Source organism: Nocardia sp. NBC_01327, from assembly GCF_035958815.1.
Taxonomy (GTDB): domain Bacteria; phylum Actinomycetota; class Actinomycetes; order Mycobacteriales; family Mycobacteriaceae; genus Nocardia.
Genome location: NZ_CP108383.1, coordinates 85,194 through 112,146 on the forward strand (window position 1 = coordinate 85,194; position 26,953 = coordinate 112,146).

Here is a 26,953-nt window from a genome sequence, read left to right on the forward strand (position 1 = left end):
GATCGGCGAGCCGACCCGGGCATCGCAGCGCACAGGGGACGAGGCGCCGCCGACCCAGGCCACCGAGCGCATCGAGCAGGCGCACCCGGGCACCCCGGCCACCGAAAACATGAACGGCGCGCCGACCCGCTCCACCGAGCGGTTCGGCGATGACGGTACAGGCACACCGGAACCGGAAGTAGTTGCGGCGGAGGGTGTTTCCCCGAGCTCCGGCCTCGGCGGGCACGAGGGAGAGGTCCGGACACCGACCCGGCCCTCGCAGCGCACGGCGCGGATGTCGCGGCAGCGGCCGGTGGTCCGGCGGCTCGGGGCCGGACTGGTGCCCATTCCGGCGGTCACGCCGGTGGATCCGGAACAGGCGGTGCTCGCCGATCCGGAGGTGTCGGAGGGACGCCGATTCTGCTGGCGCTGCGGCAAACCCGTGGGCCGGGCGACCGCGACGCATGCCGCGCACGCCGCGGGAACATGTGAAACCTGCGGTGCGCCTTATGATTTCCGCCCTTCACTGCATCAGGGTGATGTGGTGGCGGGCCAGTACGAGATCCAGGGCTGTATCGCACACGGCGGACTGGGCTGGATCTACCTCGCCATCGACCGCAATGTCAGCGACCGATGGGTGGTGCTCAAGGGCCTGTTGCACTCCGGTGATGCCGAGGCGCAGGCGGTGGCGGTCGCCGAACGGCAGTTCCTGGCCGAGGTGGCGCATCCCAGCATTGTGAAGATCCACAATTTCGTGGAGCATCCGGGGCCGGACGGCTCCCCCATCGGCTACATCGTCATGGAGTACGTGGGCGGGCACTCGCTGCGGGACATGCTCGATCAGCATGTGCGGCCCGAACGCATGCCGGTGGCCGAGGCCATCGCCTATGTGCTGGAAGTCCTTCCGGCACTGGAGTATCTGCACTCCGGCGGGCTGGCCTACAACGACCTCAAACCCGACAATGTCATGGTCACCTCCGAGCGGGTGGAACTGATCGACCTGGGTGCGGTGGCGCAGTTCGAGGCATACGGAAACCTGTACGGCACCAGGGGTTATCAGGCCCCGGAGGTCGGCCGGACCGGGCCGACCGTGGCCTCCGACATCTATACGGTGGGCCGGACGCTGGCCGTGCTCACGCTGAATCTGCCGATGGAGAAGGGCGCCTACGTCGACGGCATCCCGAACCCGACGGATCAGCCGGTCCTGGCCCGGCACGAGTTCTTCCATCGGCTGCTGCTGCGCGCCACCGATCCGGACCCGGACCGCCGATTCGGGTCGGCCCGGCTGCTCGGCAGTCAGCTCATGGGCGTGCTGCGGGAAATCCTCGCCGTCGAACTCGGCAATGAACATCCGCAGCTGTCCACACTGTTCAGCCCGCCCCGCACGAGTTTCGGGACCGGGGAGTTCGTCGCGCAGACCGACGGCATCATCGACGGCATCGCCCGCAGCACGCTGCTGCGCCCGCGCGATGTGGTGGCCGCGCTGCCGGTGCCGATCATCGATCCCGCCGACCCGTCCGCACCGCTGCTGGCCGGCGCGGCGCATCCCGAACCCCGGCACGCGCTGGACGAACTGCGGCACTCCCGCCAGCGCGCGGCGGCCGAACCCGCCGGTGCGCCGGACACTTTCGAGATGGAGGTGACGCTCGCCGAGGCCCGCGCGCATCTCGATCTGTTCGAGCCCGCCGCCGCCCGCCTGGTACTGGAGCGCCTCACCGGCACACCGGAGGCCGCGGATTGGCGCACCGACTGGTATCTCGGCATGACCGAACTGCTGGAACAGGATTTCGAGCGCGCCTTCGCGCACTTCGACTCGGTGCTGCAGGCCGTTCCGGGTGAGATCGCACCCAAGTTGGCCCTGGCCGCCACCGCCGAACTCACACTCCAGCACTGGGATTCACCCGATCCGGAGGAGTGGCGCGCCTACGCCGAGAACTACTACGCCACGGTCTGGCGCACCGACCGGGGTGTGGTGAGCGCCGCCTTCGGCCTGGCCCGGCAGCTCGCGGCCGCCGGTGACATCAGCGCGGCGGTGCACGCCCTCGACGAGGTGCCGCCCGCCTCCCGGCACTATGCCGAAGCGCGCATGACCGCCGTGCTCATGCTGTTGACCTCGGCTCCGGTCGGGAAACTCGACGAAGGCACCCTGTATGTGGCCGCCGCCCGGGTACAGGCGCTGCCCGCCGGTGAAAGCCGTGCGGCGCAGCTGCGCGTGCTGGTACTGGGCACCGCGCTGGGATGGCTCGAGGCCGGTCGCATTCCGAAGACGTCGGATGCGGAGATCTTCGGCGCACCGTTCACCGAACGAGAGCTGCGGCGCGGCATCGAGACCGGCCTGCGCGGCATCGCCCGCTCCGCACCCGGCCGCACGCACCGCTACGCGCTGGTGGATCTCGCCAATGCGGTGCGCGCCAAATCCTGGTTCTGACCGGGGACCGGAAGGTCCCCGTGCCGCGCTGCGGTGACCCTCGGGGCAGCCGAGGCGTCGGCGGTTCTGGCGAGGGAAGGTCAGTTCCTACCGCAGCTGTGCGTGTGCGACACGGGTTCCGGTGGCGCCGGAGGAACCGGATCCGAGTGCCACTCTGTCAGCGCGATCGTGAGGATTGTATGAAGCTCAGCCGACCAGGCGGGCGGCTGCGCGGGCGATGGCCAGCTCCTCGTTGGTGGGCACCACCAGCACCGCCACCTCGGCGCCCTCGGGCGAGATGTACCGGGCGGAGCGGTCTTTCGCGGTATTGCGTTCCGGATCGACCGTGATGCCGAAGCGCTCGAGATCGGCCAGGGCGGCCGCGCGCACCTTCGCATCGTTCTCCCCCACGCCCGCGGTGAAGGTGATGGCGTCCACGCGGCCGAGTTCCACCAGGTACGCGCCGATATAGCGGCGCAGGCGGTGGATGTAGACATCGAAGGCGAGTCGCGCTGCGGCATCACCGGTTTCGATGAGGCGGCCGAGTTCGCGGAAGTCGTTCACCCCCGAGAGGCCCTTGATGCCGGATTGCCGGTTGAGCAGGGCGTCCACATCGTCGACATCCATCTCGGCGGTGCGGATCAGGTGGAAGATGATGCCGGGATCGAGATCGCCCGAGCGGGTGCCCATGACCAGCCCCTCGAGCGGGGTCAGGCCCATCGTGGTGTCGACGGCTCGGCCACCGCGAATGGCGGAGGCCGACGCGCCGTTGCCGAGGTGCAGCACAATCTGATTGAGCTCGCCGCGATCGCGGCCGAGGAAGTCCGCGACCTGGCCCGAGACGTACTCGTGCGAGGTGCCGTGGAAGCCGTAGCGCCGCACACCGTGTGCGGCAGCGACTTTCGCATCGATGGCATAGGTCTTGGCGGCGGCGGGCAGGCCGTGGAAGAACGCGGTGTCGAACACCGCCACCTGCGGCACGTCCGGCAGCAGCTTGCGGGCGCTCTCGATGCCGACCACGTTTGCCGGATTGTGCAGCGGCGCAAGGGAAGAAAGATTGGATATCGCCTCCACCACCTCATCTGTGATGAGCGTCGGCTCGTAGAACACCTCACCGCCGTGCACCACCCGGTGCCCGACCGCGCGCAGGCCCTCATCGGCCAGATCGTGCCCGCTCTCGGCGAAGATGTCGAAGACCAGGCGCAGTCCGGCGGCGTGATCGCCCACTTCGCCGTCGTGCTCGAAAGTCTTTCCGTCACTCTGGTGTTCGATGGTGGGCGAGCCCGCGGCGACCGGTTCGCCGATGCGCTGCACCACGCCGGAGGCGACCACATTCGCCGATTCCGGGTCCAGCAGCTGGTATTTGATGGACGAGGATCCCGAATTGATCACCAGGACATTCACAGTGCCTCCTGCTGGGCCTGAATGGCGGTGATGGCAACGGTATTGACGATATCGGCGACCAGCGCGCCACGGGAGAGGTCATTGACCGGCTTGCGCAGACCCTGCAGCACCGGGCCGATGGCCACCGCGCCCGCGCTGCGCTGCACGGCCTTGTAGGTGTTGTTGCCGGTATTGAGGTCCGGGAAGATGAAGACCGTCGCCTGCCCGGCCACCGCCGAATCCGGCAGTTTGGTGCGCGCCACGGTCGGTTCGATGGCGGCGTCGTACTGAATCGGGCCCTCCACCAGCAACTCCGGCGCGCGCTCGTGCACCAGCTTGGTGGCGGTGCGCACCTTCTCCACATCGGCGCCGGAGCCGGATTCGCCGGTCGAGTACGACAGCATGGCCACCCGCGGTTCGATACCGAACTGGGCGGCGGTCTTCGCCGAGGAGATGGCGATATCGGCCAGCTGATCCGAGGTCGGATCCGGTACCACCGCGCAGTCGCCGTAGGCCAGCACCCGGTCCGCCAGGCACATGAGGAAGACGCTCGACACCGTGGAGACGCCCGGGGTGGTCTTGATGATCTCGAACGCCGGGCGAATGGTGTGCGCGGTGGTGTGCGCGGCGCCGGACACCATGCCGTCCGCGACGCCCATATGCACCATCATGGTGCCGAAATACGAGATATCGGCCAGGTATTCGCGGGCCCGGTCCACCGTCATGCCCTTGTGCGCGCGCAGCCGGGTGTACTCCTCGGCGAATTCGTCACGCAGCGGGCAGGTCAGCGGATCGAGCACCTCGGCGGCCTCGATGTCCACCCCGAGTTCGGCGGCGCGATTACGCACGGCGGTCTCGTCACCGAGGATGGTGAGATCGGCGATCTTGCGCTGCAGCACCCGGCCGGCGGCGCGCAGAATGCGATCGTCGTCGCCCTCAGGCAGCACGATGCGCTTGCGGTCGGCGCGGGCGCGCTCGATCAGCTGGTACTCGAACATCTGCGGGGTGGTGACATTCGGGATGGGAATCTCGATCTGCTCCAACAACTCCCGGGCATTCACCCGCTCCTCCATGAGCGCGAGCGCGGTGTCGACCTTGCGGATGCTGGACAGCGACACCCGGCCCCGGGTGCGGGCGGCGGCCTTGGCGGTGGCGAAGGTGCCCAGCGCGGTCGAGAGGATCGGCAGCTTCGGCTTCAAACCCGCCATAAGGCGTGCGATGGACGGCGCGGGCTGCATATCGCCGTTCATGATGATGCCCGCCAGCGACGGAAAACCCTCCGCCTCATGGGCATTCACCAGGGCCAGCAGGACGTCCGAACGATCGCCGGGCGTGATCACGGCGACGCCGTCGGTGAGCCGCTCCAGAATGTGCTCGATCGTCATACCGCCGATGATCACGTCCAGCGCTTCGCGCTGCAGCAATTCCGGGTCGCCACTGTACATTTCGCCGTCGATGGCATGGCACAGCTCGTCCATGGTGGGCGCCTGCAGCAGCGGCACCTCCGGCAGCGTCCAGGTCGGCACCGCGGCCGCCTGGCGCAGCGCCTCGGTATCGGCCTCCAGCTGATCGGGTTCGCAGCGGTTGGCGATCACCGCGACCAGCTTGGCGTGCTCGGCCACCAGCTCGTTCCGGCACAGCTCCACCAGCTGCATCAGTTCCGCGGTCGTGCGTTCGGCCCCGCGCACCACGAGCAGTACCGGCGCACCGAGATTCACCGCGATGCGGGCATTGAAGCGCAGCTCGCTGGGGCTGGCGACATCGGTGTAATCGCTGCCGAGAATGAGCACGGCATCACACTGCTTGGCCATGGCGTGATAGCGCATGACGATCTCGCTGATCGCCCCGTCCGGATCCTCGTGCACCTGTTCGTAGGTCACGCCGATGGACTGGTCGTAGTCGTCGTCCGCGGTGGAATGCTCGAGCAGCAACTCGAGGATGTAATCCCGCTCGGTCGCCGATCGCGTGATGGGGCGGAACACGCCCACGCGCGGGGTGGTGGCGGCCAGCGCCTGCAGCACCCCCAGCGCCACGGTCGATTTGCCCGTGTCGCCCTCGGGCGACGCGATGTACACACTCGAGACCGGTGCCGCAGTCATGAACGAGAGCCTACCGACCGTTATGTGCGGATCCGCGCGTGCACGGGAGAACAAGTGCCGCGTGCCACACCGAAGACCGCTTTGCACGCCGTTAACCAGTTGACACGAGATTCCCAGCAACTGCCACTACGCTGCCGCGCATGGTAGGCGCTTCCGGTCTCGATTGGGGACACGAGCTTTTCAACAGCCTGTGGTGGATCGCGAAGGGGTTCGTCATCACGTCGGCGATCTTCGTGGTGGCCGTGGCAGTCATCATCAGGTTCACCGGCTGGGGCCGGATGTTCTGGCGGATCAGCGGGGGGTACTTCAAGGGCCGCCAAAGCTGGCCCGCCTGGGGACTATTGGCGGTCGTCGTGGCGCTCGCGGTGTACAGCGTGCGCATCAGCGTGCTGGTCACCTATTACTACAACGACATGTACTCATCGCTGCAGCTCGGGGTGCAGGCGCTGGCGGATCACAATGCGGACGACGCCGCACACGCCAAAACCCTGTTCTGGCAGAGCATGGGCGTATTCGGCGTGCTCGCCACCATCTCGGTGAGCATGGGCATGATCACGTACTGGCTGAACAACGCCTTCCAGATCCACTGGTGGAAGTGGCTGAACACCCGCTATCTCAACGACTGGATGGACGGAAAGGCGTACTACCGCAACCGATTCATCGATAACACGATCGACAATGCCGACCAGCGTATCCAGCAGGACGTGCAGGACTTCGTGAACGGCATCTTCGCACTGGCCTTCGGCGGCAATGTCGGTCCGTACGGCGTCAGCGGCGGCGGCGTGATCGGCAGCGGACTCACGGTGGTGTCGTTCACCCCGATTCTGTGGAAACTGTCCCTTCCGCTGGACCTTCTCGGCCAGCACATACCGCGAGCGCTGGTGTTCGGCATGTTCGCCTTCACCTTGCTCGCGACCGTGATCGCGTTCTGGATCGGGCATCCGCTCATCAAGTTGAACTTCTGGTTCCAGCGCCGCACGGCCGACTATCGATTCGGGCTGGTGCGATTGCGGGAGAACGCTGAGAACGTCGCCTTCTACCACGGTGAGAAGGAAGAGCGGCACGGCTTGGACAATCGGTTCGACGCCGTCATCGACAACACCTGGTCGCGCATCTACCGGCTGATCAAGTTCTACGGCTGGAACCTGGTGACCAGCCAGGTGACGGGCGTTTTTGTCGGACTGGTCATGGGGCCGCAGGTTCTCGCGGGCACCACCACCCTCGGCAATATGCAGCAGGCGGGCAGTGCCTTCAGCAGCTTGCAGACGGCAGTATCGATGCCGCAGAACTCCTATGACGCGTTCACCTACGTCCGTGCGACTCTGGCCCGTCTGGACGGACTGCGGGACGCCGACGACAAGGCCCGGGAACTGCCCGCCATCGATACCGTCGAATTGCTCGAAGGCCTCGAACTGCAGGACGTATCCGTCAGCAAGCCGGACGGAACGCCGCTGATCAACGACCTGTCCCTGCGGCTCGTCCCGGGCGATGCCCTGGTCGTCAAGGGCGACTCCGGCGTGGGCAAGACGACCCTGCTGCGCAGCATCGGCGAATTGTGGCCCTACACAACAGGATCCGTGCGCCGACCGCTGGGGGACGACGCCCTGTTCCTCTCACAGCGACCCTATATGCCACTCGGCAATCTGCGCGGCGCCATCACCTATCCGGCGACGCCGGGCGCCATCGATGACGCCGTACTGCGGGAAACACTCGTCAAGGTCAACCTCGGGCATCTGACGGACCGGCTGGACGAGGACGACAATTGGGGCAACACACTCTCACCGGGTGAGCAGCAGCGCATCGCCTTCGCGCGAATCCTGTTGCTGCAGCCCAAGATCGTATTCCTCGACGAGGCCACCTCAGCCGTGGACGAGGGGCTCGAGTACACGCTCTACAACCTCGTGCGGACCGAGTCGCCGAACACCGTGCTGGTCAGCGTCGCGCACCGCAGCACCGTGGATCGGCATCACAATCAGCGGCTCGATATCACCGGCGGCGGCGGGTGGGAGCTCACGCCATTGGACGCACCGGTATCAGTCTGAGAGCCGTTCCGGCGCAGTGATATTCGGTACGACGCGCGGTCGCGATGCGACCGCGCGTCGGCCGTTGTACAGCTCGTGAGGTCAGGCCAGGGCGCGCAGGCGGGGGCCCAGGTCGCGCTTGAACAGGTCCAGGAAGCGGAGCTGGTCGTGGCCGGGGGCGTGGAAGACCAGGTGGTTGAGGCCGGCGTCCAGGTAGGGCTTGATCAGTTCCACGGCCTGGTCCGGATCGCTGGCCACGATCCAGCGCTTGGCGATCTGCTCGATCGGCAGTGCGTCGGCGGCGGCCTCCATCTCGATCGGATCGGTGATGGAGTGCTTCTGCTCGGGCGTCAGGGACAGCGGCGCCCAGAAACGCGTATTCTCCAGCGCCAGTGCGGGATCGGTGTCGTAGGAGATCTTGATCTCGATCATGCGGTCGATATCCTCGACCGTGCGGCCGACCTTCGCGGCGCCCTCGGCGACGGCGGGCATGAGCTTCTCGGTGTACAGGTCCATGCCCTTGCCCGAGGTGCAGATGAAACCGTCACCGGCGCGGCCGGCGTAGCGGGCCACCAGCGGGCCGCCCGCGGCGATGTAGACCGGGATGCCGCCCTTGGGCACGTCGTAGATCGAGGCGCCGACGGTGCTGTAGTACTCGCCCTCGAAGTCGACGCGGTCACCCGTCCACAGGGCGCGCATGAGATCCACCGACTCGCGCAGGCGCGCGAAACGCTCCTTGAACTCCGGCCATTCGCCCTTGTAGCCGGTGGCGATCTCATTGAGCGCCTCACCGGAACCCACACCCAGCATGATGCGATCCGGGTACAGGCAGCCCATGGTCGCGAACGCCTGCGCGATCACCGCCGGGTTGTAGCGGAAGGTCGGGGTGAGCACCGAGGTGCCGAGCTGAATGCGCTCGGTGCGCTCACCGGTCGCGGCCATCCACGCCAGCGAGAACGGGGCGTGCCCGCCATTGTGCCGCCAGGGCTGGAAATGATCGCTCACCGTGGCGCTGTCGAGGCCGTGCTCCTCGGCCGCCACCGCGATCTCCACCAGTTCCCGGGGGCCGAACTGCTCCGCCGACGCCTTGTATCCGAGCTTGAGATCCTTCACCGCGCCACTCCTGTCGCCTTGCTGCGCTTGGTTCGTGCGGGATCGAACTCCCACACCGCCGCCCGGAGCGCGGGTCATGCGCCCGGCGAACGGCCTACTTCGCACCCTAGTCAGCGATGTGTCGGGGGTCGCACTCGCCACCCGCGCCCGCGATAGCGGACAATTGACCCGTGACCTCAAACGACGAACCGATTCTGTCCTATCTGACCGACATGGACGGCGTTCTCGTGCACGAGAACCACATGGTGCCCGGCGCCGACCAGTTCCTCGCCGAACTGCGTGACAATGAGATCCCGTTCCTGGTGCTCACCAATAACTCCATCTACACCGCGCGGGATCTGCAGGCCCGGCTGCAGCACACCGGTCTCGACATTCCGATCGAATCCATCTGGACCTCGGCGCTCGCCACCGCGACCTTCCTGCGCGATCAGCGGCCGAACGGAACCGCCTATGTCGTAGGCGAATCCGGCCTCACCACCGCGCTGCACGAAATCGGCTACGTGCTCACCGACAGCGAGCCGGACTACGTGGTGCTGGGCGAGACGCGCACCTACTCGTTCGAGGCCATCACCACCGCCATCCGGCTGATCTCGGCGGGCGCGCGCTTCATCGCCACCAATCCCGACGCCACCGGCCCGTCCCGCGAGGGCATTCTGCCCGCCACCGGTTCGGTCGCCGCACTCATCACCCGCGCCACCGGCAAAGAGCCCTACTACGTGGGCAAGCCCAACCCGCTCATGATGCGCTCGGCGCTGCGCCGCATCGACGCGCACTCGCAGTCCACCGTCATGATCGGCGACCGCATGGACACCGATGTGATCTCCGGGCTGGAAGCGGGCCTGCGCACCATCCTGGTCACGACCGGCATCTCCACCCACTCCACCGTCGAGCAGTACCCCTACCGCCCGACCGCCATCCTGCACTCGGTCGCCGACCTGGTCGGCAAGACCAAGGACCCCTTCGCCCCCTGACAGCCCTCGTCACCCGGCGCACACCCACGTCATCCCCAGCGCACACCCTCGTCATCCCGGCGCGCCTTTGGCCGGGATCCACAGCGGCCGTATAGATCCCGGCCAAAAGCATGCCGGGATGACGAGGGTCCGCCCCCCGCAGCCCTACCGGGTCGGTCGGGCCGGCGCTCAGTCGGTTTCGAAGGAGTCGAGCGCGGCTGACAAGGTCGTGAGCGATTCGACGATCCGGGTGAACTGTTCGACGCCGAGCTGGGCGGTGAGGCGGGCGGCCAGCTTGGCGTGCTGCGGGCCGATGCGGCGCACCGCCTCGTGACCGGCCTCGGTGATCGCGACCAGTTTGGCGCGGCGGTGTGCGGGGTTGGTGCGGTATTCGGCAAAACCCTTGTCCACCAGTAGATCCGCTATGCGCTGGACGCTCTGGCGGGTGATACCCATTTCGCGGGCGATGCCCGCCACCGGCAGCGGCTCGTGCAGTACCGCGCCCAGGACCTGCCACCAGGCGGCGGTGATATCGGCCGGACGCGCCAATTCCTCTGCGATGGCGAGGAATTGGCCGTTGAGCTTGAACGAGGTGATGGCGGCGGTACTGAACAGCTCCTGCTCGGGATTCATCCCGCCTCCTGTCCGCCCGGGGCGGGCGCTGCCGGGGAATTCTCCCTCATCGTGCCGCCGGATCGGTTGCCCGGCTCTGCTCGTACTCGGCGAGCGCGAAGAAAGCCGCCGGCTCATTGTGCGCGTAGAGGCGGTACCAGGCGTCGAGGACGTGGGGTTCGAAGATGTCCAGGCGTTCGAAGATCGCCCGGGCGAAGTCCACCGGTGTAGTACCGCTGGCGGTGACCAGATCACCGGCGAGCACCGCGGGCTCATGGACGAAGTTGTCGCCGCCCGAATATCCGCTCATGGCAAGGTATTCGGCCGCATTGCTGGTGTGCGGGCGGTCGTCCAGCAGTCCGGCGGTCGCCAGGCCGAAGGTCGCGCCGCAGATGGCGGCGACCGGAACGCCGGCCGCGAGGAAATCGCTCGCCTTATCGGCGAAAGCCTTCAGTTCGCCCGCCTCCCAGGTCGCCGACCCGGGCAGGATCAGCATGGCGCTGTCGGCCGGGTCGAGTTCGTCCAGCGCGATATCGGGAGTCACCCGCAGACCGCCCATCGAGACGACGGGCTCCGTGGTGAGGCCGACCGTCCGGATCTGCCAGGCGCCCTGCTCGCGGTGCCACAGCGGGCGATGGATATGCGCGGTGGTGTGCCCGGCTTCCCAGTCGGAGAAGGTGTCGTAGACGGCGAGGTGCACTGTTTTCATCATGACAGCATCCTGTCATGTTTGACAGGATGCTGTCAACGAAGATCAGCTCAGCGCGTTGCCCAGATCGTTCAGCAGATCCTCGACATCCTCGAGACCGATGGAGATGCGGACGACGCCATCCGTAATGCCGATGGCCGCACGGCCTTCCGGCCCCATCGCCCGATGGGTGGTGGTGGCGGGATGGGTGATCAGCGTCTTCGAATCGCCCAGATTATTGGAGATGTCGATGATGCGCAGACCGTTGAGCACCTCGAACGCCCGCTTCTTGGCGTCCTCCGGCAGCGCCTTCAACTCGAAGGTCACCACCGTGCCGCCGCCGGACATCTGCTTCCTGGCCAGCTCGTACTGCGGATGCGACGGCAGGAACGGGTACTTCACCCACGACACCGCCGGGTGCTGCTCCAGGAATTCGGCGATCCGCAGCGCGGACTCCGTGGACTGGCGCACCCGCAGCGGCATGGTCTCCAGACCCTTGAGCAGCGTCCAGGCATTGAACGGGCTCAGCGCCGGACCGGTATGGCGCATCAGGTTTTTCACCGGGCCGTCGATGTAGTCGTGCGAACCGAGAATCGCGCCGCCGAGCACCCGGCCCTGGCCGTCGATGTGCTTGGTGCCGGAGTAGACCAACACATCGGCGCCGAGATCGAAGCCCTTCTGCAGCAGCGGAGTGGCAAAGACGTTGTCCAGCACCACCTGTGCACCCGCGGCATGTGCGAGATCGCAGACCGCGCGCACATCCACCAGCGTCTGCATGGGGTTGGACGGGGTCTCGAAGAACACGGCCTGGGTCGGCACCGACAGCGCCTCTTCCCACTGCGCCAGATCCTCGCCGTCGACGAAGACGGTCTCCACGCCCCAGCGCGGCAGGATCTCATTGGCCACCACGAAGCAGGAGCCGAACAGGCTGCGCGCGGCGACCAGTCGGTCACCCGCGCCGAGCAGCGCACCCAGTGCGGTGAAGACCGCGGACATGCCGCTGGCGGTGGCGAAACACGCTTCGGCGCCGTCGAGCAGGCGCAGGCGCTCCTCGAACATGGCGACCGTCGGATTGCCGTAGCGCGAGTAGACGAAATGCTTGATATCGCCGGTGAAGGACGCCTCGGCGGCCTCGGCGCTCTCGTAGACGAAGCCCGAGGACAGGTACAGCGCCTCCGACGTCTCCTCGAAACCGGAGCGGCGCAGGCCACCTCGCACACCGAGCGTGGCCGGGCCGACGCCCTCGGGCAGCGGTCGCTCGAACGATCCACCGGTGATCATGACTGCCTCCACGGAAGTCCGTCGGCGCGCCAGCCCTCGCTGCCGCGGTGTCCCTGCGCGTCGAGCGCGCCTTCGAAACCCTCGAGGACATTGAAGGCCGGTGCGAGCCCGATGCCCGTCGCCGCCGTCGCCGCACCGATGGAGCGCTGGCCGGAGCGACAGATGAAGATCACCGGCGCCTCCGAATCCGGCTCACGATCGGCGAGCGCCTGCTTCAGCTGGTCCACGAACCGGGCATTGCGCGTGCCGGTGGCGTCGACCCATTCGATCAGCGCGGTCGGCCGCCCGATGCCACTGGTATCGGGGACTCCGACAAAGCGCCACTCGGCTTCGGTGCGCACGTCCACCAGCACCGCATTCGGATTGTCCCGCAACAGTTCCCACGCCTGCTTCGGCGTCAGGTCACCCGCGTAACTCATATCGACCTCCTGTGAATCCGCACTTGCCGCACCGTTGCCCGATGCGCGGCCAGGTCGTCACCCGGAGCACCCCGCCGCGGAGGAGGGTTGCCGATCAGCCAGCCGGGGCTTCGCGCTGATACTCATGACCTGGGTTGAGATTGCCGAAAATCATGCCCCACTGTCAAACCCTGTTTAATTTGCCTCCGCTCCGCTCCGGCGGGTTCGCGGCCCTGTTACCTGGGTCTTCCCTCCTCCGCTCCTCCGCTTCGCTCCCCCACTCCGTCAGTCCAGACCCAGGCGGGCCGCGAACTTGGGGCTGGTGAGGACCTCAGGAATTGCAGACCAGCCAGGTCGTATCTGCGCGGGTGAAGTTCCAGGTGGCGGTCGTATCGTGGCTGTCGGCGCGGAAGGTGACCGCGGCGGTCGCATGATCACCGTCGATTTTCGAGTCGGCGAGCCCGACGATGTCGAGTTTCGGGCCGCCCTCGACCGCGGTTTTCAGCGGCGAGCGGTTGTCGTCGAAGCCCTTGCAGACCACGGCCGGATCGAGTGCGCCACCGTCACTGCGGGATTGGATGAAATTGCGGGCGGCGACGGCCAGCTGACCGGAATCTGTGAGATTCTTCTCAGCCGGCGACATCAGGGTGGCGATCACGATCCCGATAACCACCAGCACCAGGATGCCGGCCGCCAGCAGGAACGGCAGCATGCTCCTGGCCTCGTCCTGATCGATCGGAACCGCCTGGTCATCGACGTCGCTCATGGGTAGATCATGCCCGTAGCGCCGGAGCGCACGGTCCGCCGCACCGGTCAGCGAGCGGGATGGGCATTCGTACAGTTCACCGCACCGCCGCGGGCGGGGGGTTCCTTCCACCGATAGAATCAGCACAATTTCCCTGAACGAGCGGGAATAGCGGTACCAGGCAGCAACGCTGCAGCTTCGGGGATCCAACGGAGGCACCCGGGGCGAGGGCGTCAACTTAGCCTAAGCTAAGAGCGACGGCTGAGACTTGACGACAAGATAGTTCCAACCAAAGGGTGCGCGTAAGAATGACCGAACAGAGTGCAGCAACCGATACGCAGTCCGGGACGGTGTCCGACTCGCACCACGGTGCGGTGACCCGCCCGCTCCGCATTGCGATCGTGGGCGCCGGTCCGGCCGGAATCTACGCCGCCGACGCGTTGATGAAGTCCGACGCCGATGTGAGCATCGACCTCTACGAGCGGATGCCCGCACCGTTCGGTCTGATCCGCTACGGCGTCGCCCCCGATCACCCGCGCATCAAGGGCATCATCACCGCCCTGCACAAGGTGCTCGACAAGGAGCAGGTCCGCCTGCTCGGCAATATCGACTACGGCGTCGACATCACCCTCGAAGACCTGCAGCGCTTCTACGACGCGGTCATCTTCTCCACCGGCGCGAACGCCGACCGCGCACTCGAGGTCCCGGGCATCGAGCTCGAAGGCAGCTTCGGCGCCGCCGACTTCGTCTCCTGGTACGACGGGCACCCGGACGTGCCGCGCAGCTGGCCGCTGGACGCCGAGAAGGTCGCGGTCCTGGGCGTCGGCAATGTGGCCCTGGATGTGGCCCGTGTGCTCGCCAAGACCGGCGACGAACTACTCCCCACCGAGATCCCGCCGAACGTGTACGCGGGCCTGAAGGAGAACAAGGCGCTCGAGGTGCACGTCTTCGGACGCCGCGGCCCCGCGCAGGCCAAGTTCACCCCGCTCGAGCTACGCGAGCTGGACCACTCCCCGACCATCGAGGTCATCGTCGACCCCGAGGACATCGACTACGACGAGGGTTCAGAGGCTGCACGCCGGCACTCGAAGCAGGTCGACATGATCTGCAACACCCTCGAGCAGTGGGCCATTCGCGATGTGGGCGACCGCCCGCACAAGCTGTTCCTGCACTTCTTCGAGAGCCCCGCCGAGATCCTCGGTGACGCCGACGGCAAGGTCGTCGGCCTGCGCACCGAGCGCACCGCGCTCGACGGCACCGGAAACGTCAAGGGCTCCGGCACTTTCAAGGACTTCGACGTACAGGCCGTGTACCGCGCGGTCGGCTACCTGTCGCAGAACATCCCGGCCCTGCCGTTCGACGACCAGGCCGGCACCGTGCCCAATGAGGCCGGGCGCGTCCTGCTCGACGAGGACGCCGACGGCGCGGCGCGCTTCATGCCGCAGACCTACGTCACCGGCTGGATCAAGCGCGGCCCGGTCGGCCTCATCGGCCACACCAAGGGCGATGCGAACGAGACCATCGCCTGCCTGCTCGACGACGCCGCCGGTTTCACCCCGGCTGCCGAGCCGGAGCTGGACGCGGTGACCTCGTTCCTGGAGAGCAAGGGCGTCCCCTTCACCACCTGGGCCGGCTGGTACCGCCTGGACGCGCACGAGCGCGCCCTGGGCGAGCCGGAAGGCCGCGAGCGGGTGAAGGTCGTCGAGCGCGAGGACATGATTCGCGCGAGCGAGCCGGACAAGGTTTCCTGATAGCTCTGACCTGGCTGAATCCGGCAGGTGGACAAGGTCTTCCGCACTTGTCACCGTTCTGAGGCATGCTGATCACGTGTTCGATGCCCATCTCCACATCTTCGACCCGCGGTTCCCGCTGGCCGAGAACGAGGGCTACCTGCCCGACCCGTACACCATTGCCGACTATCGGCGGCGCATGCAGCGCTTCGATATCGACAGTGGCGCGGTGGTCGCCGGTTCCTTCCAGGGCAACGAGCACACCTTTCTCCGGGCCGCCCTCGCCGAATTGGGCGAGGGCTGGGTCGGCGTCGCGAATCTGAGCGAAGACGCCACCGACGAGGAGATCATCGAGCTGGACCGCGCAGGCGTGCGCGCGATCCGGTTCAATTTCAAGCGCGCGGGCGGCGATATCGTCGGGCTCACCATGCTGGCGCTGCGGGCCTACGAGCTGGTCGGCTGGCATGTGGAGCTGTATATCGACGGGTCCATGCTGGGATCGCTGGAACCGGTCATCACCAAGCTGCCGACGCTGTCCATCGATCACCTCGGCATGTCCGACGACTGCCTGCCGTATCTGCTGAATCTGGTCGATCGCGGGGCGAAGGTGAAGGCGTCCGGATTCGGCCGCGTCTCGATGAATGTGGGCACCGCGCTGCGGCGGATTCACGCGGTGAATCCGGAGGCGCTCATGTTCGGTTCCGATCTGCCCGGCACCCGCGCCGGGCGGCCGTTCCTGGACCGGGATATCAAGGTGATCGCCGATGCGGTCGGTGCCGACCTGCACCGGGTGCTGGAAGACAATGCGCGCGCCTTCTACCGGCTGCCCGCCAAGGAACCCCGCTTCGCCGATCCGACGCCGACGCTGCCGCTGGTCGCCCCGCAATCGCCGACCCTGCGCCTGCACCGCTCCGAACTACCCCCGCCGCCGCCGGACACCATGCCGCTGCCCAGGATCGAGCGCTAGCGGCCGCCTCGCCGTCCCGGCACGCTTATGCCCGGATCCACAGCCGGGGGCTTGCCGCGTCAGCGCACCCCCGCGTTATTGTCATACCGTCAACACCGGTGTTGTGAGCCGGTGCGCACTGGAAAAGACGATGAACCGAGGTAGGTCGTGAGCACTCCATCCACCGCCAAGCAGGGCCCGCTCGCGGGCGTCCGCGTTGTTGAACTGGCCGGGATCGGCCCCGGTCCGCACGCGGCGCTGCTGCTCGCGGATCTCGGCGCGGACGTGGTCCGGGTGCAGCGGCCGAACCAGTTCCCCGGACTCATGGAGCGGCCGCAGTGGCGTGGCCGCACCATCGTCGAGGCGAATCTCAAGGATCCGGCCGATATCGAGAAGGTGCTCGGGCTCGTAGAGAAGGCCGATGTGCTCATCGAGGGCTTCCGGCCGGGCGTCACCGAGCGCATGGGCCTGGGCCCCGACGCGGCGCTCGCGCGCAATCCGCGCCTCGTCTACGGCCGCATGACCGGCTGGGGCCAGGACGGGCCGATGGCCGATCGCGCCGGGCACGACATCAACTACATCTCGCTGACCGGTGTGCTGAATGCCATCGGCCGCAAGGGCGAACGCCCCGTACCGCCGCTGAACATGGTGGGCGACTTCGGCGGCGGCTCCATGTTCCTGGTCTTCGGCATTCTGGCCGCGCTGGTGGAACGGCAGAACTCGGGTAAGGGTCAGGTCATCGACTCCGCCATGATCGATGGGGCGCTGGCCCTTTCGCACATGATCTGGGGCATGAAGGGCATGGGCCTGTGGTCCGATGAGCGCGGCACCAACCTGCTCGACACCGGTATGGCCTTCTACGACACCTATGAGACCTCCGACGGCAAGTACATGGCGGTCGGCTGCATCGAACCGCAGTTCTACGCCGCCATGCTGAAGGGCCTGGAGATCGACCCGGAGGGCCTGCCCTACCAGATCGACCCCAACGGCCAGGACCAGCTGCGCAAGCTGTTCACCGAGAAGTTCAAGACCAAGACCCGTGACGAGTGGTGGGCCATCTTCGAGCACACCGACGCCTGCACCACCCCCGTGCTGACTTTCACCGAGGCGGAACAGAATCCGCACATCGTGGCGCGCTCCGGGCTCATCGAGATCGACGGCGTGGTGCAGCACGCACCCGCGCCGCGCTTCTCCCGCACGCCGGGCGGCATCCCGACCCCGCCGCCGAACGAGGGCACCCCGATCGAAAGCGTCTGGGCGGACTAGCTTTTCGAGTCGCGCCGACCCAGCGCGGCGGCACTCGGACATAATCCAGCGGCGGCACCCGAAGGGGCGCCGCCGCTTGGCATTTCGCTGATTTACGCCGGAAGGATCAGGCGGACGGCTCGACGAGCTGGATATCGAGCTCGATGGCGATCTTGTCGCCCAGCATGGCGGTGGGGAGGCCGGCGGCGATATTGAACTCGCTGCGCTTGATGACGCCGGTGGCGGTGAAGCCGGCGTGCTGCTTCTGATCGCCGGGGAAGACCTGCACGCCGCCCCATTCGACGTCGAGGGTGACGGGCTTGGTCACATTGCCGAGGGTGACCTCGCCGGTGACCTCGAACTCGGCGGCGACGGCGACCGGCTCGGTGACCTTGAAGTGCAGGGTGCTCAGGTTCGCGGTGTCGAGGATGTCGGCGCTGCGGACGTGGCCGTCGCGCGCCTCGTTGCCGGTGTCGAAGGAGTCGAGGTAGATGGTGGCCTCGATGACGGCCTTGCCGGCGTCGTCGGCGACGAAGCTGGTCTCGAACTTGTTGAAACGGCCGCGGACCTTGGAGATTCCCAGGTGGCGGGCGGTGAAGTTGACCGAGGAGTGGTTGGCATCCAGGGTCCAGGAGCCGGGGGCGATCACGGTCTGCTCAGAAGTCGTCATGCCGGAAGCCTAACCGGACTTCAGTCCGGATATCCACACCGTCCTGATCCTGGCATTGGCAGGGCGGGGCTAACGGGACCAGGACAGGGCACCATGGAGGGGTGTCCCGATCCGAATTCGCCGAGTTTCTCATTGCGCGGCGCGCGCAGCTGCAGCCCGAAGAGGTCGGCCTGCCCTCCGGCCGGCGTCGTCGCACGCCCGGACTGCGCCGTGAAGAGGTCGCCGCGCTGGCAGGCGTGAGCGCCGACTATCTGGCCCGCCTCGAGCAGGGCCGGGATACCAATCCCTCCACCTCGGTGCTGGGCGCGCTCGCGGACGCACTGCGGCTCAATGACGTCGAACGGCATCACTTCGGCAGGCTCGCCCTGGGCATGGAGCAGAAGGAGACCTGCCCCACCGCCGGCCAGGCCGGCGAACAGGTCTCCGAGACATTGCGCGCGGTCATCGACTCCATGCACCCCACCCCGGCCTTCGTGCTCGGGCGCTGGATGGATCTGCTCGCCTGGAATCCGTCCTGGCGTGATTTCGCGGAACCCCTGGGCCTGTTCGACGAATCCGCGGGCGGCAATTTCGCGAACTATCTCTTCGCGCACCCCGACGCGCAGCGCTATTTCAGCAATTGGTCCGATGCCGCCGATATCGCCGCCTCCGCACTGCGCAATGCGCAGACCCGATTCACCGACGACCGCAGCCTCGAGGCGCGGATCACCGCCCTGCAGCGCTATCCGGAATTCGATCGGCGCTGGCGGGAACACCGGGTGATCGACTATCGCAGCCGGGTGCTGCTCATCGAGCATCCGCTGCGCGGCCATGTCGAGGTGGAAATCGAGACCCTCGACCCGGCCGCCGACCTGAGCATTCAGGTGTGGCTGGTCGATCGCCGCAAGGCGCAGGCGCCCGGATTGCGGCTGGTCAACGAATAGGTCCACGCCTCGTGGGCCCGTTCGTTCCTCCCGCTCACCATCGGCGGGCGAACTACAGTTGACCTATGGCTCGGAATTGGCCGATGGTCGAACGCGAGAACGAGCTCGAAACCATTACGTCCGCGCTGACCGGCACTGATTTCGTCGGAGCGGTCCTCACCGGAGACGCGGGGGTCGGCAAAACCACGCTGGCCCGGCTGGCCACGACCGCGGTGAACGGCAGTGCCGGGAACATTCGCTGGGTCGCCGGGACCGAATCCGCGCGCAGCATTCCACTCGGCGTGTTCGCGCATATGGTCGGCGTGTACACCGCGCACGATCCCGTGACCTTCATGGCGGCCGCGCGGGAGGCGCTGCTCGCGGACGGGCACACCATTATCGGCGTCGACGACGCCCATCTGCTCGATCAGCTGTCCGCCACCCTGCTGCTGCAGCTCGCCATCGACAAGGCCGCGCACATTGTGGCCACCGTGCGCAGCGGGGTGCCGGTGCCGGATGCGGTGACCTCGCTGTGGAAGGACGGGCATCTGCTGCGCATCGATCTGTCGCCGTTCAGTCAGCGCCAGAGCGTGGAGCTGGTCGAGAATATGCTCGGCGGGCAGCTGGAGGGCTTCACCGCCAATCTCATGTGGGAATCCTCCGCCGGGAACGCGCTGTTCCTGCGGCATCTGGTCGAGGGCGCGCTGGAGGCGGGCACGCTGCGGCAGGTCAAGGGCGTGTGGCAGTTGCGCGGGCGCGCGGCCGTCACCTCGGAATTGGCTGCGCTGCTGGAGGATCGGGTGGAGCAGCTGCCCGAATCGGTGCTGCGGGTGCTGGAACTGCTCACCTTCTGCGAGCCGATCGACCTGGATGTGCTCGCCGAGCTCGCGGGTGAGGAAGCCGTGGAGACCGCCGAATCACGCGGTGTCATAAGGATTGTCGAGAACGGCAGGCAACTGCTGGTGCGGTACAACCATCCGCTGTTCGGCGAGGTGATCCGGCGGCGGCTCGGCATCGCCTCGGCACGGCGATTGCGCGGGCGGCTGTACACCTCCCTGCGGGAACGGCCCATCAATTCCGCTCCCGACCGCATCCGGCTCGCCGAATTGGCTTTGGACAGTGATAAATCCGCCGATCTCGAACTATTCGAGGCCGCCGCGGCCGATGCCATCGGATTGGCGAATCTGCCACTGGGAGAACGATTCGCGCGGGCGGCGGTGGAGCGGCGCGGCGGTGTCGAGGCCGCCGATCTGCTGGCGCGGGCACTGCTGTGGCAGGGGCATCGCATCGAGGCCGAGCGCACGCTCGCGGTCTTCGATCCGGATCAGTTGAACGAGGTGCAGCTGGCGCGCTGGGGCAGTACCCGCGTGTCGAATCTGCTGTGGTCCATGGGCGATGCCGATCGCGCGGACGAGGTGCTGGATTCGGTGCGCCGCCGGGCGCAGCATCCCAAGATCGTGGCGACGCTGGACGGGCTCGCCTCCGCGTGTGCGGTCAATGAGAACAAGCTCGACGAGGCCTTCGCGCTGGCCGAACCCGTCATGGCCGCCGAGGACGCGCCGCCGTGGGCGGTCTGGTGGGCGGCGTTCGGCGGCGGCCTCGCCCTGGCGCTCATGGGACGGGGTGATGCCGCCCGGCAGTACGCGGCGCGGGGGCATGCCATCGAATCGCATATCGACGGGCTCAATCGGTTCATGTCCGCGCACGCGGAGGTGCTGGCGCTCACCTTCACCGGGGATCTGAATGCCGCAAGGCGTTGTGCCAGTAGCCCTTACACCTATTCCTCGCCCGGCCAGTACCTCGCGTGGGGAATGACGAAGATTCTGCAGGGCACCGTCGATGTGGCACAGGGCCTGTTCCCGCAGGGCATCGACAATCTCGAACAGGCGCTCGCGGCGCTCACCACCGAGGGCGCGGCCGCCTGGATGTTCCCCGCGAGACTTCGTCTGGCCGAGGCGTATTCGGCGGTGGGGCGCGCCACCGACGCGGCCGAATCCATTGCCGCCGCCATCGAACGCGGCGGTCGGCACAGCGCCGTGTACGAACCGATGCTGGAGATCGCCAAGGCGTGGCAGGCCGCCGCCGAGGGCACCGTGACCCCCGCGATCCGGCTGGCGCTCGGTGCGGCCGATGCGGCGGCGCGCTCACATCAGCACGCCATCGAGGCCATGGCGCTGCATACCGCGGCGCGCTTCGGTGATCATTCGGTGGCGGGGCGGCTCGCGGATCTGGCCGCCCGGGTGGACGGGCGGCTGGTGCAGGTCCAGTCCCGGCACGCGGTGGCGGTCGCGGCGCACGACGGGGCCGGGTTGGACACTGCCGCAGCCGAATTCGAGGAGATCGGGGTGCTGCTGTCGGCGGCCGACGCCGCCGCGCAGGCCGCGTCCGCACACGAGCGCGCGGGAGATCGCCGCCGGCTGCTGGAATCGGCGGCCACCGCCAATCGGCTCGCCGCCGCGTGTGGCGGGGCCAGTACGCCCGCGCTGCGGCAGTCCGCGCAACCGTTGCCGCTCACCTCGCGGGAGCGGGAGATCGCGAATCTGGTGGCCGCGGGACTGTCCAATCGGCAGATCGCCGATCGGCTCACCGTCTCGGTGCGCACCGTGGAGGGTCATCTCTACCGCGCCTGCATCAAGCTCGACGTCACCGATCGTGAGGCGCTGGCCGAACTCATGCGTGGCGGGTCATCTGTCGGCAAATCGGAAAGCTGATCAGTACAGCTTCCACAAAAGGCTTCTACCAGCATCTGTGGGATTTATCTCGCCGTATGACGTCATCGATCGGATCGATTGATTCCGATCTGGAATTACCGGTTTCTCATCAGCTACCATCCCCCGCGAAGGTGGCCGAGCCCGGTCTCCGGGGACGGTTCCCATCTGATGAGAGTGGTGTTTCGGCGTGAGTCGTAGGCAGCGGATCTTGCGACTGAGCTTCCCGTTCCACCGGCCTCGCCACAGCCCGGCGGGCGACTCGGGAACGCATGGCGCGGGCGATTCGGCATCACCGCAATCGTCGGGTCCGCTCTGCGACCGGTGGCGTGTGCGCTTCCGGAGCTGAGTCCGCCGCCGAGAACGACTCGCGCAGGCGAGGGGGTGCGAAGTTCCGGACCTGGATATGGCGGCGATCGGCGGCGCGCACCATCGAATTGCCTGGCACAGACGTGAATTGCACGTCGATCAAGTAGATCCACAACTGATGAGGGTGGTGATCCGGCGTGACTCGTCGGAATTTCGACAGCAGGACCGGCGCGGCACGGCGCGCGATGATCGTGGGCACGCTTCCGCTCGCCCTCGCCGTGGCGTGCTCGAGCGCCACCGATCCGCAGAGCGCCGCACCGGCGAGCAGCGCGAACGGCACCGGGCCGTCGAGCACATCGCAGGCGCCGGGCGGGGTGCAGTCGCCCGGCGCCGCGCAGTCCCCGGGCGGGGCGCAATCGCGCGGCGAGGGCGCAGCCCAGGCGCCCGGAAACGGTGCGCCCGCACCACAATTCGCCAATCCGCGCTCCGCGCAGCCCGGCGTGGCCGCACCCACCGCCAATGCCGATCGCCTGGAATTCCGTCCCGGACCGATCCAGCCCGGCGTCACCACCGTGCCCCGGCCCGCCGCACCGGGCCCGAGCGGAGGTACGAGCGCGAATTACGCCGTCCCGCCGAACTTCCGCGCCATCCCCCAGCCCGAGGTGGCCCCCGCCATCAACTGGCAGGAACTGCACGCACCCACCGTCGTCACCCCGGTAGCCCCCATCGCACCCCCGCCCCGCACCCTCCGCCTGGGCAACTTCACCACCCCCGCCCCGGACCAACTCCCCGACAACATCCTGAACCCGGTGAACACCACCGCCGCCACCGCCGAAGCCGCGATCGCCACCGGCTTCAACTCCATCGGCATCAACCCCACCCGCTCCGACCGCATCGCCGCCGGCACCCTCGCCGGCGTGGCAGCGGGCGCCACCGGCGGCGCCCTGATCGCCGGTGTTCCGGCCGCGGTCCTGGGTGCAGCACCGGGCGCGGTGGCCGGTGCGGTCATCGGATTGGGCGTCGGCGCCGCCGTCGGCACCGTGGTGGCCGGCGGCCTGACCGCTGCCAGCGTTGTCGCAGGTGTGGCGACCGGCGGTGCGGCCGGAGCCCTTACCGCAATCCAGGCCGCCGCCGCAGCGCCCGAAGTCGCAGGTTTCGCAGGAGGCGGCGCACTGATCGGCGCAGGAGTCGGAGGCGCGGCAGGAGCCGCGATCGTCGGCATCCCCGCCGCCGTGGTCGGCGGTGTCGCCGGTGGCGTAGCGGGCGGCGCAGTCGGCGGCTTCCTCGGCGGAGCCTTCTAACCGCACGCCACACGAACTCAGCGCCTGCGCCGTGCGAATCCGCATGGCACAGGCGCTTTTTCATGGCTGGAGGCCACCGGTGGCCAAGGCGGTCACGCCCTTCCAGCTACCCGCGCCCGAGGGCTCGGCGCGCAGCTGCCAGCCGACGCACACCAAGAAACCCCCGTCATGCGTCAGCGTCCGGCCATTCGAATACGTATGGTGCGAGCACTCTTTCATGATCAACGGGCTCTGATGGAGGGGCGCGGCGGCGTGTCGCCACCGTCAGAGCCCTCTCGGTGGATTGTGCGGGGCTACATGGCGCTGACTTGGCGGGCGTAGTTGATCTGGTGCATGACCATGGGGAAGGTTTGCTGGTCTTGGACCTGGATCATGGTGGAGTGGAAGCGGCCGGCGTTGTTCACTGTGACCTGGACGTATCCGGCTATGACGCGCTCTTTGATCAGCAGGAAGAAGAGGCCGATGAAGCAGACCGGGAAGAACAGGATGGCCAGTACTACCGCGTAGGCGGGGATTCGCTCCGTGGTCTGGGACATATCGGTGGCCGTCCAGGTGGCGCCGCGCAGGGGCAGGGTGCCCGAGGGGGTGACCACCGCACCCTCCATGACCGCGATATCACCGATCGCGACCAGGAAGCCGCCGTGCTGAGCACCCACCGGAGGATTCCAGACAGGTTGTGCGGCAGGCAATCCGGGCTGAACCACGGGCATTGCGCCGGGCGGACCGTACGGTCCGCCCGGACCGCCGGCGGGCGGCCCGGCCTGCGGTACACCGTTCCCCGGCCAGTTCAGATTCGGGTCAGTCACGTCGCCCCTCCCTATTCAATGCGGGCCCCCGCTCGCATTGCTCCCGATGACCGCGGGATCGATTGGCGCTCAACGCGGTCGTGATCATTCTCGTCCCGAATCGCGGAATCCGCCGGGCGTTCGGCGAGCGAAATCAGAAGAGGGTGGGTTCGCCGAAACCCGGGGTGCGCTCGATTTCGAGTAGTCGCTGTTTGGTGTCCAGGCCACCGGGAGCGGAGAACCCGTGCAGGGCGTGATCGGCGGCCAGCACGCGGTGGCACGGAATGATCAGGGGAATCGGGTTGCGGCCCAGGGATTGGCCTACGGCCTGGGCGCCGCCGGGCGCGCCGATGCGATGCGCGATATCGCCGTAACTCAGCGTGTGGCCGGGGTCGATGGCGCGGGCCACGGCGTACACGGCGCGGTCGAAATCGTTGAAAGGACTGGTATCCAGCGGGATCCAGTGCAGGTCGTCGAGGTCACCGGCCAGGTGGGCACGAATCTTCTCGATGACCGCGGCGATTTCGGGAGTGGGCTCGGCTTCCCGGACATCGAAGGTGCGGTGGCGGCGCAGGATATACGCGAGCGTGGCAGCGGGATCGGCCTCGGGGAGGGCGAAGCGCAGCACCCCCGCGGCGCTCCAGGCGAGGGCGCAAGTGCCGATCGCGGTGTCGAAGAGCGCCGCTGAGGCGAGCGGGCGGTCCGGATGCGACATAGAGCCAGTGTGCACCGAGGCACCGACAAGTCCAGTTAAATCAGTCCAGTTCTCTAGAACTGGACTGATTCTCCACGGCACGGGATATTCGCGAGATCAGGGCGGGCCGGCGCACGGCGGCGCATACGGCGCACCGGACGTCCGGGTTCGAGGACATCCTGATGCGCGGCCGCCGCGGAGAGGTCGGAGTATTGCCGTGCCCCTTCATATTCCGCGACCGACCAGTCTGACATCGGCGCATGCGGACGGTACCGCTCCAGCAGCACGCCCCAGCGCTCATCCGGCTTGGGAGCGAATCGGTAGACGATCCCGGCGAAAGCCGCGACTACCAGCAGGGAGGCGAGCATTGCGATCATCACCCCATAGTGGTCCGGTCTGGACTTGAAGAAAATATCCAGTACCCGGATACTGGCCTTTATGGCGATACGAGTGATCGGCGCGGCCAGCCTTACCCGCGACCTGGGCCGGTGGCGGCACGACGAACCCGGCGCCGCCCCGGCCGCCGACAGCAGCAGGCGCACGACCCGGCCCGCCTATGTCGCACTGGCCGAGAGCGTCCGGCTGCTCATCCACGACGGGCGCGCGCCACTGGGCGTGGCACTGCCCAGCGAACGCGATCTGGCCACCAGCCTGCGCGTCAGCCGCACCACCGTCACCTCCGCGTACTCACTGCTGCGCGAGCACGGTTATCTGATCAGCAGGCAGGGTTCGCGCAGTACGGTGGCGCTGCCGCCGACGGTGGTGCACGACGGCACCAAACCGGCGCGCAGCCTGCTCGCCATGATGGCGCAGCCGGAGCTGCCGACCATCGATATGACGTACGCCGCCATGTCTGCCCCAGTGGAGATGATGGATGCGTACACCACTGCGCTGCAAGGACTTCCGACGTATCTCGGAACTCACGGCATGGACCCGGTCGGCATGCTCATGCTGCGTGAGGCGCTGGCCCGGCGGTACACCGAGCGCGGGCTGCCCACCGATCCCGATCAGATCCTGGTCACCCTCGGCGCGCAGCACGGATTGCGACTACTGCTGAATGTGCTCACCACTCCGGCCGAGCGGGTGCTCATCGATCACCCCAGCTATCCCAATGCCATCGAGGCCATTCGCGATGTGGGCGCCCGCCCGGTGCCGGTGCCGCTGCGCCCGGACGGCTGGGATCTGGACGGAATCCGCAGTGCCGCAAGGCAAACCGCGGCGAGCATCGCGTACCTGGTGCCGGATTACCACAATCCCACCGGACTGCTGCTGTCCGCCGAGGGCCGCGCCGAGCTGGCGGCCATCGCCCGCGAAACCCGTATGACGGTGATCGTCGACGAATCGATGGTGGATCTGCACCTCACCGATGACGAAATCATGCCTCCGGTAGCGGCATTCGCGCGCGGCTCGGAGATCGTGACCATCGGCTCGGCCTCGAAGTCCTTCTGGGGCGGCCTGCGCGTCGGCTGGGTCCGCGCCAACCAATCCCTCATCACCAAACTGCTGGGCACCCGCTCCACCATGGACCTCGGCACACCCGTGATGGACCAGCTGGCCACGGTCCACCTGCTTCAGCACGCCGACGAAATCCTCACCGTCCGAAGGCAACAGCTCCGCTCCCGCCGCGCAGCCCTCCTCGACGCCCTGGCCGAGGACCTCCCCGACTGGCGCGTCTCCCCCGGCGCCGGGGGCATGTCCCTCTGGGCCCAACTCCCTGCCCCCGTCTCCACCGCCCTGGCCGCCACCGCCCCGAACCACGGCGTCCTGCTCGCCGCCGGCCCTCGCTTCGGCGTCCAAGGCGCCTTCGAACGCTTCCTCCGCCTCCCCTTCACCCACGAGGAAACCGACATCCGAATCGGCGTGAAATGCCTAGCGGCCGCCTACAACTCCCTCACCCCCCACGCCGTCGAGCCGCTGACGCCGCTGACCTGCTACTGACCGACTGCCGATCGCACCACACAGCCCGCGCACCGGCCGAACAGCCCAT

General features: G+C 67.5%; 22 protein-coding genes and 1 riboswitch. Of the genes, 10 read left to right on the forward strand and 12 right to left on the reverse strand.

Translation table 11 applies throughout. The features are described 5' to 3' along the window. The first annotated feature begins 109 nt into the window (after nt 1–109). Complete coding sequence (locus OG326_RS00380) at nt 110–2,407, forward strand: tetratricopeptide repeat protein (RefSeq protein WP_442790986.1); 2,298 nt, start codon at nt 110–112, stop codon at nt 2,405–2,407. A gap of 186 nt (nt 2,408–2,593) precedes the next feature. Here the strand turns inward: OG326_RS00380 and OG326_RS00385 are convergent, their stop codons facing one another. Both OG326_RS00385 and pta read right to left on the reverse strand, forming a co-directional pair. Continuing rightward, complete coding sequence (locus OG326_RS00385) at nt 2,594–3,790, reverse strand: acetate kinase (RefSeq protein WP_327142636.1); 1,197 nt, start codon at nt 3,788–3,790, stop codon at nt 2,594–2,596. Next, nucleotides 3,787–5,868 carry a phosphate acetyltransferase gene (pta, locus tag OG326_RS00390; RefSeq protein ID WP_327142637.1) on the reverse strand — a complete coding sequence of 694 codons (2,082 nt, stop codon included), beginning with the start codon at nt 5,866–5,868 and terminating at the stop codon, nt 3,787–3,789. The genes OG326_RS00385 and pta overlap by 4 nt, the downstream gene beginning before the upstream one ends. Nucleotides 5,869–6,008: 140 nt before the next feature. On the opposite strand from pta, the gene OG326_RS00395 reads away from it, so the two are divergent. Beyond that, on the forward strand, nt 6,009–7,910 hold the full coding sequence (locus OG326_RS00395) for an ABC transporter ATP-binding protein/permease (RefSeq protein WP_327142638.1): 1,902 nt from the start codon (nt 6,009–6,011) through the stop codon (nt 7,908–7,910). Nucleotides 7,911–7,991: 81 nt separating this feature from the next. On the opposite strand, the gene fgd is transcribed toward OG326_RS00395, so the two are convergent. Continuing rightward, nucleotides 7,992–9,002, reverse strand: coding sequence for a glucose-6-phosphate dehydrogenase (coenzyme-F420) (fgd, locus tag OG326_RS00400; RefSeq protein ID WP_327142639.1), 1,011 nt, complete (start codon nt 9,000–9,002; stop codon nt 7,992–7,994). Between the two features lie 212 nt (nt 9,003–9,214). Here fgd and OG326_RS00405 point away from each other — a divergent pair, with 212 nt between their 5' ends. Beyond that, on the forward strand, nt 9,215–9,973 hold the full coding sequence (locus OG326_RS00405) for an HAD-IIA family hydrolase (protein ID WP_405140080.1): 759 nt from the start codon (nt 9,215–9,217) through the stop codon (nt 9,971–9,973). Nucleotides 9,974–10,141: 168 nt separating this feature from the next. On the opposite strand, the gene OG326_RS00410 is transcribed toward OG326_RS00405, so the two are convergent. The 5 genes from OG326_RS00410 to OG326_RS00430 form a co-directional block, all read right to left on the reverse strand. After that, entirely contained in the window at nt 10,142–10,585 is a 444-nt protein-coding gene (locus OG326_RS00410; RefSeq protein ID WP_327142641.1) for a MarR family winged helix-turn-helix transcriptional regulator, read from the reverse strand. A gap of 46 nt (nt 10,586–10,631) precedes the next feature. After that, nucleotides 10,632–11,276 carry a type 1 glutamine amidotransferase family protein gene (locus tag OG326_RS00415; RefSeq protein WP_327142642.1) on the reverse strand — a complete coding sequence of 215 codons (645 nt, stop codon included), beginning with the start codon at nt 11,274–11,276 and terminating at the stop codon, nt 10,632–10,634. A 42-nt stretch (nt 11,277–11,318) separates the two neighbouring features. After that, nucleotides 11,319–12,533: an O-succinylhomoserine sulfhydrylase gene (locus OG326_RS00420; protein WP_327142643.1), complete on the reverse strand. Its 1,215-nt coding sequence runs from the start codon at nt 12,531–12,533 to the stop codon at nt 11,319–11,321. Beyond that, entirely contained in the window at nt 12,530–12,952 is a 423-nt protein-coding gene (locus OG326_RS00425) for a rhodanese-like domain-containing protein (protein ID WP_327142644.1), read from the reverse strand. Before OG326_RS00425 ends, OG326_RS00420 begins: the two co-directional genes overlap by 4 nt. Nucleotides 12,953–12,966: 14 nt before the next feature. Next, a riboswitch (SAM riboswitch) is annotated at nt 12,967–13,082 on the reverse strand. A 180-nt stretch (nt 13,083–13,262) separates the two neighbouring features. Continuing rightward, the gene (locus OG326_RS00430) at nt 13,263–13,697 is read right to left on the reverse strand and encodes an Rv0361 family membrane protein (protein ID WP_327142645.1); all 435 of its coding nucleotides are present in this window, start codon (nt 13,695–13,697) and stop codon (nt 13,263–13,265) included. A 287-nt stretch (nt 13,698–13,984) separates the two neighbouring features. On the opposite strand from OG326_RS00430, the gene OG326_RS00435 reads away from it, so the two are divergent. The 3 genes from OG326_RS00435 to OG326_RS00445 all read left to right on the forward strand — a co-directional run bounded on the left by OG326_RS00435 (nt 13,985) and on the right by OG326_RS00445 (nt 17,618). After that, nucleotides 13,985–15,427 (forward strand): FAD-dependent oxidoreductase, encoded by a 1,443-nt coding sequence (locus OG326_RS00435; RefSeq protein ID WP_327142646.1) that lies wholly within the window; start codon nt 13,985–13,987, stop codon nt 15,425–15,427. A gap of 76 nt (nt 15,428–15,503) precedes the next feature. Next, nucleotides 15,504–16,373 (forward strand): amidohydrolase family protein, encoded by an 870-nt coding sequence (locus tag OG326_RS00440; protein WP_327142647.1) that lies wholly within the window; start codon nt 15,504–15,506, stop codon nt 16,371–16,373. A gap of 147 nt (nt 16,374–16,520) precedes the next feature. Further along, complete coding sequence (locus OG326_RS00445; protein ID WP_327142648.1) at nt 16,521–17,618, forward strand: CaiB/BaiF CoA transferase family protein; 1,098 nt, start codon at nt 16,521–16,523, stop codon at nt 17,616–17,618. A 106-nt stretch (nt 17,619–17,724) separates the two neighbouring features. Here OG326_RS00445 and OG326_RS00450 read toward each other — a convergent pair whose 3' ends face one another. Continuing rightward, nucleotides 17,725–18,267 carry a YceI family protein gene (locus tag OG326_RS00450; protein ID WP_327142649.1) on the reverse strand — a complete coding sequence of 181 codons (543 nt, stop codon included), beginning with the start codon at nt 18,265–18,267 and terminating at the stop codon, nt 17,725–17,727. Between the two features lie 101 nt (nt 18,268–18,368). Between OG326_RS00450 and OG326_RS00455 the strand changes: the two genes are divergently transcribed. The 3 genes from OG326_RS00455 to OG326_RS00465 all read left to right on the forward strand — a co-directional run bounded on the left by OG326_RS00455 (nt 18,369) and on the right by OG326_RS00465 (nt 23,487). Then, on the forward strand, nt 18,369–19,190 hold the full coding sequence (locus OG326_RS00455) for a helix-turn-helix transcriptional regulator (RefSeq protein ID WP_327142650.1): 822 nt from the start codon (nt 18,369–18,371) through the stop codon (nt 19,188–19,190). Between the two features lie 65 nt (nt 19,191–19,255). Beyond that, nucleotides 19,256–21,880 carry a helix-turn-helix transcriptional regulator gene (locus tag OG326_RS00460; protein WP_327142651.1) on the forward strand — a complete coding sequence of 875 codons (2,625 nt, stop codon included), beginning with the start codon at nt 19,256–19,258 and terminating at the stop codon, nt 21,878–21,880. A gap of 503 nt (nt 21,881–22,383) precedes the next feature. Then, the gene (locus OG326_RS00465) at nt 22,384–23,487 is read left to right on the forward strand and encodes a hypothetical protein (protein ID WP_327142652.1); all 1,104 of its coding nucleotides are present in this window, start codon (nt 22,384–22,386) and stop codon (nt 23,485–23,487) included. A 293-nt stretch (nt 23,488–23,780) separates the two neighbouring features. Here the strand turns inward: OG326_RS00465 and OG326_RS00470 are convergent, their stop codons facing one another. From OG326_RS00470 to OG326_RS00480, 3 genes are all read right to left on the reverse strand, one after another. Further along, nucleotides 23,781–24,293, reverse strand: coding sequence for a hypothetical protein (locus OG326_RS00470; protein WP_327142653.1), 513 nt, complete (start codon nt 24,291–24,293; stop codon nt 23,781–23,783). Between the two features lie 133 nt (nt 24,294–24,426). Continuing rightward, nucleotides 24,427–24,987 (reverse strand): methylated-DNA--[protein]-cysteine S-methyltransferase, encoded by a 561-nt coding sequence (locus tag OG326_RS00475; protein ID WP_327142654.1) that lies wholly within the window; start codon nt 24,985–24,987, stop codon nt 24,427–24,429. Nucleotides 24,988–25,040: 53 nt separating this feature from the next. Further along, entirely contained in the window at nt 25,041–25,343 is a 303-nt protein-coding gene (locus OG326_RS00480) for a hypothetical protein (RefSeq protein ID WP_327142655.1), read from the reverse strand. Nucleotides 25,344–25,404: 61 nt separating this feature from the next. On the opposite strand from OG326_RS00480, the gene yczR reads away from it, so the two are divergent. After that, nucleotides 25,405–26,904: a MocR-like transcription factor YczR gene (gene yczR, locus OG326_RS00485; protein WP_327142656.1), complete on the forward strand. Its 1,500-nt coding sequence runs from the start codon at nt 25,405–25,407 to the stop codon at nt 26,902–26,904. Nucleotides 26,905–26,953: the final 49 nt, after the last annotated feature.